Source organism: Pseudomonas sp. 3A(2025) (assembly GCF_054589175.1).
In genome coordinates this window covers 113,797-123,723 of sequence record NZ_BAAILM010000018.1, presented here as the reverse complement: position 1 = coordinate 123,723, position 9,927 = coordinate 113,797, and the positions used below count along the sequence as shown (strand labels likewise).

7 protein-coding genes are annotated in these 9,927 nt (G+C 64.2%); all 7 read left to right on the top strand.

What is annotated here, in order from left to right; genetic code table 11:
* Window positions 1-938: ABC transporter substrate-binding protein (locus tag ACYP2A_RS07315; RefSeq protein WP_459744036.1), on the top strand; the 938-nt coding region annotated here is incomplete at its 5' end.
* A gap of 5 nt (window positions 939-943) precedes the next feature.
* The gene (locus ACYP2A_RS07310; protein WP_459744034.1) at window positions 944-3,379 is read left to right on the top strand and encodes a TonB-dependent receptor plug domain-containing protein; all 2,436 of its coding nucleotides are present in this window, start codon (window positions 944-946) and stop codon (window positions 3,377-3,379) included.
* Window positions 3,380-3,391: 12 nt separating this feature from the next.
* Window positions 3,392-4,738, top strand: coding sequence for an LLM class flavin-dependent oxidoreductase (locus ACYP2A_RS07305; RefSeq protein ID WP_459744033.1), 1,347 nt, complete (start codon window positions 3,392-3,394; stop codon window positions 4,736-4,738).
* Window positions 4,735-6,336 carry an ABC transporter substrate-binding protein gene (locus ACYP2A_RS07300; RefSeq protein WP_459744031.1) on the top strand — a complete coding sequence of 534 codons (1,602 nt, stop codon included), beginning with the start codon at window positions 4,735-4,737 and terminating at the stop codon, window positions 6,334-6,336. Before ACYP2A_RS07305 ends, ACYP2A_RS07300 begins: the two co-directional genes overlap by 4 nt.
* 102 nt (window positions 6,337-6,438) lie before the next feature.
* On the top strand, window positions 6,439-7,446 hold the full coding sequence (locus ACYP2A_RS07295; RefSeq protein WP_459744029.1) for an ABC transporter permease: 1,008 nt from the start codon (window positions 6,439-6,441) through the stop codon (window positions 7,444-7,446).
* Complete coding sequence (locus tag ACYP2A_RS07290; RefSeq protein WP_459744028.1) at window positions 7,443-8,255, top strand: ABC transporter permease; 813 nt, start codon at window positions 7,443-7,445, stop codon at window positions 8,253-8,255. The genes ACYP2A_RS07295 and ACYP2A_RS07290 overlap by 4 nt, the downstream gene beginning before the upstream one ends.
* Window positions 8,252-9,913 carry a dipeptide ABC transporter ATP-binding protein gene (locus ACYP2A_RS07285; protein ID WP_459744027.1) on the top strand — a complete coding sequence of 554 codons (1,662 nt, stop codon included), beginning with the start codon at window positions 8,252-8,254 and terminating at the stop codon, window positions 9,911-9,913. The genes ACYP2A_RS07290 and ACYP2A_RS07285 overlap by 4 nt, the downstream gene beginning before the upstream one ends.
* Window positions 9,914-9,927: the final 14 nt, after the last annotated feature.

Below are 9,927 nucleotides of genomic sequence, written 5' to 3'. Positions count from 1 at the left end.
GCCTGCTCGGCGCCAGTGCCACCCTGGCGGCCGGCTGTCTGCTGGCGCCTGCGCTGGCCGCTGCTGCCGAGCCCTTGCGGGTCTGGCGCTACAAGGGCTCGGCCGCCTCGTTCATGGCGCTGGCCGGCCAGGCCGACACGCCGTACCCGGTGCAATGGGTCGACATCGCCGGCGGCAATATCGTCCTTGAAGCCCTGAGCAGTGGCAGCCTCGACTACACCCAGATGAGCGAAGTGCCGCCGATCTTTGCCTCGATTGCCCAGGTGCCGTTGTCAGTGGTGGCGGTGCTGCCCGGCGCACGTCAGGACATCGGCCTGATCGTCGGCCGCGACGGCGGTATCGGCAAGCCCGCCGACCTCAAGGGCCGTAGCGTCAGTTATGTGCGCGGCACCAATAACCAGTACTACCTGATCGACCTGCTCAACCGCCACGGCCTGACGCTACAAGACATCAAGCCGGTGCCGATGCCGATGCAGGAAGCGCTGATCGCGTTTCGCAGCGGCCATATCGATGCGCTGGTCGCCGGCGGCATCAGTGCCTTGCAGGCCACCCAGGATCACGGCGTGCGCCTGGAAAACGACAGCCCGTTTCTGGGCAATACCTTGATCGCGGCGCGCAGCGGCGCACTGGATGACCCGACCAAGCGCGCGCAGATCGGCGATTTTTTACGCCGCGAGCGTGCGACCTGGGCCTGGGTCGCCGCCAATCCTGAGGCCTGGGCTGCACACATCGCCGAACTGACCGGCATCGAGTCCGCGCTGTACCTGCGTCAATTTCGCGAGCGCGCCCAGCCGGTCAGCCTGGGGCCGATCAGCGAGCCGGCCATTGTCTCGGCGCAAGGCGTTGCCGACACCTTTTTCGAAAACCGTCTGATCCGCCAGCGCGTCGATGTGCGACCGCTATGGCGTGACGATTTCAAACCCTTTCTGGAAGCCTGACAGTCATGAAACGCTCATCCTTCAATTCGCCCCTGGCGCTGGCGCCGTTGCTGCTCGCAGGCTTTGCCTTGTTGCCCGTGCAGGCAGCCGAAAGCTCGACCGAAAGCCTGGAAACTGTGGTCGTCACCGGCTCGCGCGGCAGCGAAGCACGCACCGTGACCAGCAGCCCGGCGCCGATCGACGTGGTCAGCGGCGCACAACTGGAAAAGACCGGCCAGGCCAGCCTGCGCGGTGCGCTGGAAAAAGCCTTGCCGTCGTTCAGCCAACGTCCTTCGGGCAGCTCCAACGACAGCATTGCCCGGCCTTACAGCCTGCGCGGCCTCAACGGCTCCAACGTGCTGGTGCTGGTCAACGGCAAGCGCCGCCACAACAGCTCGGTGATCAACCTCGACTCGTCGTCTGCCTACGGCACCAACCCGGTCGACCTCGACCTGATTCCGGTCAGCGCCATCGACCACGTCGAAGTGCTGCGTGACGGCGCCTCGGCGCAATACGGCTCGGACGCCATCGCCGGGGTGATCAACATCATCCTCAAGCAGACCGACCATGGCGGCTCGGCCAGCACCCAGTACGGTGAATACTACGAAGGCGGCGACGGCGGCACCATTCGCTCGGCCGTCAACTCGGGCTTTGCGCTGCCCAACGACGGCTTCCTGAACATCTCGGTCGACGCCAAGTCGCAGCAGACCGCCGTGCGTTCGCGCGATTCCACCGGCAACCTGTATTTCCCCGGTGACGCGCGCGAAGCCGGCGCCGACCGCCAGGTGCAGCGCAACGGCCTGCCGAAGATCAAGGGCTACAACCTGAGCTACAACGCAGAATTACCGATCCATGACGACCTGACCCTGTACTCGTTCAGCACCTACAGCGAACGTGAGGCCAGGGGCGGGCAGAACTACCGCCGGCCGAACTCGACTAACATCATCCCCGAGATCTACCCGGACGGCACCGCGCCGTTCTACACCCTCGACGAAACCGACTTTCAGGCCGCTGCCGGCGCCAAGGGCCTGATCGCCGACTGGAACTGGGACCTGAGCTCGACCTTCGGCCGGGCCAAATCCCTGGCCGGCTCCGACGAAAGCCTCAATGCCTCGCTGGGCCCGGCCAGCCCGACGAGTTTCGACAGCTACACCAACACCTTCGACCAGTGGACCAACAACCTCGACCTGACCCGCGCCTTCGATATCGGTCTGGCCAAGCCGCTGCAAGTGTCGTGGGGTGCCGAGCATCGTCACGAGCGCTACAAGACCGAGTCCGAAGACGTCGAGGCCTGGATCAACGGCGGCTACATCTACCCCAGCGGTCCGCTGGCCGGCCAACCGGCGGCGGTGGGCGCGCAAGGCGCGATCACCCTGACGCCTGAAGACGAAGCCCAGGCCAGCCGCAACAGCTACGCCACTTACCTGGACCTGGGAGTCAACCCCACCGAGAAGCTGTATCTGGGCCTGGCCGGGCGCTTCGAGAAATACGACGACAGCGCCGGCAACACCGCCAGCGGCAAGTTCTCGGCGCGCTATGACTTCACGCCCGAGTTCGCGATTCGCGGCACCCTGAGCAACGGCTTCCGTGCGCCATCGCTGTCGCAGTCGGCCTACGCGCAGACCTCGAACCAGTACACCACCGTCAATGGCGTGGCGCAGTTCGTCGAAGCCAAGACCGCCCGTGTCGACTCACCGCTGGCCCGTGCACTGGGGGCTGAAGACCTGGACCCGGAAAAGTCGCGCAACATCAGCCTTGGCCTGACCTGGAAGCCCTTGCCCCAGGCCAACGTGACGCTGGATGCCTACCAGATCGAGATCAAGGACCGCATCGCGCTGACCGGCTTCCTGTTTGGCAGCGGCGTCAACCAGATCCTCCAGCAGCAGGGCTACAAGCCGGGCTACCGGGTCAAATACTTCACCAACGCCGCCGACACCACCACCCGCGGCGTGGACCTGGTCACCGACTACCGCGTCGACTATGGCCGCTTCGGTTCGGTCAAGTACGGCGTGGCGTTCAACTACAACAAGACCGACCTGGACAGCATCAAGTCCACGCCGGGCGCGCTGGCCGGCAGCGGTCTTGAGTTGTTCGACCGGGTTGCCCAGGGTTACCTGACCGTCTCCAACCCCAAGACCAAGCTGATCCTCAGCGGCCAGTGGAAGATCGACCGCTTCGACATCAACCTCGGTGTCACCCGTTACGACAAGGTCGTGGCACGCGACGTGAACCCCAACTACGACGCGACCTTCGGTGCCAAGTGGATCACCGACCTGGAAGTGGCCTACGCGGTCACCGACAAATTTGGCGTGGCCGTGGGGGCCAACAACCTGTTCGACGTGCGCGCCGACAACAACGGCTACCCGGCGGGCGACGTCAACGGCTTCCCGAAATTCGGCAGCGTCTCGCCGTTCAACCCCTATGGCGGCTTCTGGTACACCCGCCTGAGCTACGACTTCTGATCAGGAGCCTTCATGAGCATTACAGAAAGACAAATCCTGCTCGGCGCTTTCATCCCCAGCGCCGGGATCATGGGCTCCAGCTGGCGGCACGCAAGTGCCGCGCCGGACTCGTTCAGCGATTTCGGGCATTTTCAGTGGATTGCCCAGACCCTTGAAGCCGCGCAGTTTCATGCGGTGTTCTTCAACGACACGGTCAATGTCGACGCCGATCTCGCTGTGCTGGAACGCGGTCCCAACAGTGTGCGTTGGGACCCGCTTGTGTTGCTGCCGGCGCTGGCGATGGTCACCCGCCATATCGGCCTGATCGGTACTGCCAGCACCACCTATAACGACCCCTACAACATCGCCCGCAAGCTGGCCAATATCGACCACCTGAGCGGCGGGCGAGTGGGCTGGAACCTGGTGACATCGCTGGGCGGCGGCGAGAATTTCAACCTCGATGCGCATGTGCTGCACGCCGACCGCTATGAACGCGCCGAAGAGTTCTACGACGTCGTCACCGGGCTCTGGGACAGCTACGAGAACGGTGCTTTTATTCAGGACAAGGCCAGCGGGCGCTTTCTGGATACCGCCAAGCTGCATGTGCTCAACCACCACGGCAAACACTTTCAGGTGCGCGGCCCGCTGAATGCGCCGCGCCCGATTCAGGGTTACCCGGTGATCGCCCAGGCCGGCTCGTCGGATTCTGGCCGGGCCCTGGCGGCGCGGGCAGGCGAGCTGATTTTCACCGCCCAGCACACCATCGAACAGGGCCAGGCGTTCTATCGGCAGATCAAGGAACAGGCGGCGAAGTTTGGTCGTAATCCCGAGCACCTGAAGATCCTGCCGGGGGTTTCGCCCGTGGTCGGCAATACCCTGGCCGAAGCCCAGTCGCGCTACGACCAGTTGCAGGAACTGCTGGAACCCAAGACCTTCTTGCGCAGCATCTCGCGCTTCGCCAGCCTGGGCTTCGATTTGTCCGAGCTGCCGTTCGACGAGGTGGTGCCGCTGCCGCCCGAGCAGTTCGACACCAACACCCACAAGAGCCGGCAGAAACTGGTGTTCGACCTGATCCGTCGCGAGCGGCCGACGGTGCGCGAGCTGTTCAACAAGCTCACCGCCGGCGGCCACCGGATTCTGATCGGCACGCCTGAAAGCATTGCCGATGACCTGCAAGGCTGGTTCGAAGCCGATGCTGCCGACGGCTTCAACGTGATGTTCTCAGGCCTGCACGAGGGCATCGAAGCCTTCGCCACCGGCGTGGTGCCGGAGCTGCAACGCCGTGGGCTGTTCCGCCGCGAATATCAAGGGACGACTTTGCGCGAAAACCTTGGCCTGCCGTACATCGCCAACCGCAAAGCCGCAGGCAACGCGGCATGACCCGGCCTGTGAATGGGCTATTCAAACCGGCGGCGCTGAGCCTGGCGCTGCTGTTGCTGGCCGGTTGCGGCGAGTCGTCCACACCTGCCGCGCAAGCCGCCGCCAGTACGCCGGTTGCCGGCGGCGTGCTCAAGGTTGCGCTGGATGGCGACCCCAATTGCGTCGACCCGCATCAGGCCGGCAATAACACCGCGCTCAATGTCGGCAGGCAATTGGTCGATTCGCTCACCGACCAGGATCCACAAAGCGGCGACATCGTGCCGTGGCTGGCCAGTCGTTGGGAGGTCGATGCCGAGTCGCGGCGTTTTACTTTCCACTTGCGTGAAGGCGTGAGTTTCAGCGATGGCACGCCGGTCGATGCGCAGGCTGTGAAAGCCAACTTCGAGCAGATTCTGGCGCTGGGTGCGCGTTCGATTCTGGGCTCGACTTATCTGGCCGGGCTCAAAAGCATTGAAACCCCGGAGCCGCTCACCGTGGTGATCGCGTTCAACCAGCCCAATGCGCAGTTCCTGCAAGCCACCTCGACCATGAGCCTGGGCTTGCTGGCCAAGGCGACGCTGGCCAGCAGCCCGGCCGACCGTTGCCAGGGCCAGTTGATCGGCAGCGGAGCGTTCAAGCTCGACAGCTTCGTGCATAACCAGAAGGTCAGCCTGTCGCGCCGCGATGACTACCACTGGGCCTCGTCACTGGCGACCCATGAAGGCAAGGCCTGGCTGGACGGTATCGAATTCCTGATCGTGCCCGAGTCCGGCGTGCGCCTGGGCAGCCTGTTGTCCGGGCAGATCGACGTCGACACCGGCGTGGTGGCGCAGAACGAAAAGACCCTCGAAGCCCAAGGGCTGCCGTTGCTGACCCGCGCCAACCCCGGCGTGGTCTTCAACCTGACCCCCGATCTGACCCGTCCGGTGTACCGCGATGTGCGCGTGCGCCAGGCGTTGATCAAGGCTGTCGACCGTGAACAGTTGCGCAGCATCATCTCGCGCTACCAACGCCCGGCCACTTCGGTATTGGCCAGCAGTACGCCGTACTACAAGGACTTGTCTGGCCTGCTGGCCTATGACCCGGAAGGCGCCAGAAAACTGCTGGATGAAGCCGGCTGGCTGCCGGGTGCCGACGGCATTCGGGTCAAGGACGGCCAGCGTCTGAGCCTGCGGGTCGATTACTGGCAGAACACGCCGATCCTCGAACTGATCCAGCAACAGTACAAGGGCATCGGCATCGAGCTGAACCTCAACCGCACGACCATCAGCCAGGTCTCGGCCTTGCAGGCCAGTGGTGACATCAGCCTGTACTTCTACAACCTGACCCGCGCCGACCCGGATGTGCTGCGCACGCTGTTCCATGTGACGGGGCGCAACTACGGCAAACGCCAGGCCGATGATTTGGATAAAAAGCTTGAAGCCTCGGCGGCGACCCTGGACCCGGCGGTGCGTCAGCAGCGGGTCGATGAAGTCAGCCGTGAGCTGATCGAGCAGGGCCACGTCATCCCGCTGATCGAACTGGCCACGGTGATCGCCCACGGCAAACGCGTACACGGCCTGCATTACGAGGCCTCGTCACGCCTGCAGTTTTTCGACACCTGGCTGGAGAAACCGTAGGACCGGCTTTAGCCGGGAACGCCACACCACGGTTGATTTGTGGTGTGTCATTCGCTGCTAAAGCAGCTCCTACGGAAATGTGTAAGTTCACGAGATTTTTTGATGACCGATCTTTCAACGGTGACAGCGGCACGCCGCACCACCCCGCGCCAGGCTTTGCACAGCGGCGTGCACCGGCTCTGGCAGAGTGCGTTGGTGTTATGGGCGGCGTTCACGCTGTCGTTCGTGATTTTGTATGCGCTGCCCAGTGACCCGGTGAGCATCATGCTCAACCAGAACGGCGAGCCCTCGGCGGCGGATCAAGCACAAATCCAGGCCCTGCGCGCCGAATACCATCTGGACCAGCCACTGGCGGTGCAGTACGGCATTGCCTTGTGGAAGGCGTTGCAGCTGGATTTCGGCCATTCGATCCAGAGTGGCGAGCCGGTGGCGGGCGCGTTGGCGCAAGCCTTGCCGGCCACTGCGCAGCTGACTTTCCTGGCACTGGGGCTGGCCTTGCTCGGCGGCATCGGCCTGGCGCTGGCAGCCAATCTGGCACGTTGGCCCTGGCTGCGCGACCTGTTGCTCGGGGTGCCGGCGCTGTCGGTGTCGCTGCCGACCTTCTGGGTCGGCCTGCTGCTGTTGCAGGGTTTCTCGTTCAACCTGCACTGGTTTCCGGCGATGGGTAATCAGGGTTTTGCCTCCCTGGTGCTGCCGGCGGTGACCCTGGCGATTCCCACGGCGGCGGTGATCGCCCAGGTGCTGGTACGTTCGCTGGCCGGCGTGCGCCAGCAACCGTTTGCCGAAGCGCTGCGCGCCAAGGGGCTCAGCGGCCGGCGCCTGTTGTTCGTGCACTTGCTGCACAACGCCGCCGTGCCGGTGCTGAGTTTGTCGGGCGTGGTGGTCGGCAATCTGCTCGCTGGCGCCGTTGTCACTGAAACGGTGTTCTCCCGCGAAGGCGTCGGGCGTCTGGCGCAAGCGGCGGTCGGCAGTCAGGACATTCCGATGGTGCAGGGCGTGGTGCTGCTGGCCGCGCTGATCTTCATTCTCGTCAACCTGCTGGTGGATCTGTTGTACCCGTTGCTCGATCCGCGCATGCGTCAATCCGTCAGTGGAGGAGGTCAGCGATGAGCCTGCTGCGTAAACGCCCGCTATTGCCCTTGGGCGTCGTGGTACTGGTCCTGGCCCTGGCCTGGGCGGTCTGGCCCGATCTGTTCAGCCATTACGATCCCTTGCTGGGCCAGCCGGCCCAGTCGCTGCAAGCGCCAAGTGCCGCGCACTGGTTCGGCACCGATCATCTGGGCCGCGACCTGTACAGCCGCGCGGTGCATGGCTCGGCGTTATCGCTGCAAGCCACGGCACTGGCGGTGCTGATTGCCTTGTTGATCGGCATTGCCATCGGCGTGGTGGCCGGCTATTTCGGCGGTCGGCTCGATGCGGCGTTGATGCGTGTGGTTGAAGTGCTGATGGCGATTCCTTCGTTGCTGCTGGCCATGGCGATCATCACCGTGCTCGGCTTCGGCACCCTGAACATCGCCCTGGCGGTGGGGCTGTCGTCGGTGGCGACCTTTGCCCGGCTGGTGCGCGGTGAAGTGCTGCGCTGGCGCACCAGCCTGTTCGTCGAGGCGGCGCGGGTCTCGGGTGTCGGCCCGTGGGGGATCATCAGCGGGCATATCCTGGCGCATGCGGCCGGTCCTGTGCTGGCCCTGGCAGCGCTGGAATTCGGTGCAGCAGTGCTGTCGGTGTCGGCGCTGAGCTTTCTCGGTTTTGGCGCACCGCCGCCGCAGCCAGAGTGGGGGTTGCTGATTTCCGAAGGCCGTAACTACATGGTCGCCGCCTGGTGGTACACCAGTTTGCCGGGGCTGGTGCTGGCCGCCGTGGTGCTGGCGGCCAATCAACTGGCGCGGGCGATTCAGGATATACAGGGAGTTCAACGATGAGTGCGCCCATTTTGCAGGTCGATAGCTTGCGCATCGGCTATCAGACCGAACGCGGCCGCATTGACGGTATCGATCAGGTCAGCTTTGCGATCTACCCCGGCGAGATCGTCGCGGTGGTGGGTGAATCCGGTTCAGGCAAGTCCACCACCGCAGGCGCTTTGGTAGGACTGCTGGCCGGTAATGCCGTGATCGAAGCCGGCAGTCTGCGCCTGGCCGGTGATGAGCTGGTGGGCCTTGGCGAACGGAGCTGGCGGCATGTACGCGGTCGGCAAGTGGGTTTCGTGCCGCAAGACCCGGGCTTGTCGCTGGACCCGGTGAAACGCATCGACCGCCAGCTTGAAGAGGCCATGACCGTGCATGGTGTGGCACGTCGTGACGCGCGAACTCGCGCGTTGGCGCTGCTGGAGCAGGTCGGTCTCAATGACATCGAGCGGGTGGCGCGCAGTTACCCGCATCAACTGTCGGGCGGCATGCGTCAGCGCATTCTGATCGCCATTGCTTTGGCCAACGACCCGCCGCTGATCATCGCCGACGAGCCGACCAGCGCGCTGGATGTCGGTGTGCAGCGCCAGGTGCTGGATCGCTTGCAGTTGCTGGCCCGCGAGCGCGGCACCGCCGTGTTCCTGATCACCCATGACCTCGGCGTGGCGCTGGATCGCGCCGACCGCTTGATTGTGATGCAGCACGGACGCATCGTCGAAACCGGTCAGGCCCGTGACATTTTCGAGCAGCCGACGCATGCCTACACCCGCCAGTTGCTCAGCGCCGCGCCCAGTCTGGCAGCGGCCCGGCAGCAGGTCCGTCCGCCACTGCGTGAGCGGGCTTTGAGCACGGCGCCGCTGTTGCAGGTCAAACAATTGCACAAGGACTTTTCCAGCTGGCGCAATCCCGGCAAACCGGCGGTCGAGGCGGTGTCGTTCAATGTGGTACGGCATGGCACCACCAGCCTGGTCGGCGAGTCCGGCTCGGGCAAATCGACCACCGCGCGCTTGATTCTGGGGCTGGAACAGGCCGACAGCGGCCAGGTGCTGTTCGACGGCCAGAACCTTGTTGGTCTGTCGGCACGGCAATGGCAACCGTTGCGCCAGCGCATCCAGATCGTCTACCAGAATCCGTACGCCTCACTGGACCCGCGCTGGACCCTGGAGCGGATCATCAGCGAGCCCTTGCAGGCCTTTGCTATCGGAGATCGCGCCTCGCGTGCCAAGCGCGCTGCGCAGTTGCTGGAGCAGGTGGAACTGCCAGCGCACCTGTTGCAACGCAGGCCCACGGAATTGTCCGGCGGCCAGCGCCAGCGCGTGGCGATTGCCCGCGCGTTGGCGCTGGAGCCTGAGCTGCTGGTACTTGATGAAGCGCTGTCGGCGCTGGACGCCTCGGTGCAGGCGCAGATCCTCACGCTGCTCGGCGAACTGCAACAGCGTCTGGGCCTGAGCTACCTGTTTATCTCCCACGACCTGGCGGTGGTGCGGCAGATTTCCGATCAGGTGGTGGTCATGCGCGATGGGCGTGTGGTGGAGCAGGGCGCCTGTGCCCAGGTGTTCGACTCACCGTCGTCGTCCTATACCGCGCAGTTGCTGGCCGATGTACCGGGGCGTTTGTATCTGGAGACTCAAGCGATCGCGGATGAACCAGTGCTTAATTATAAAAATGCATATTAGCTTAGATTTTTAAT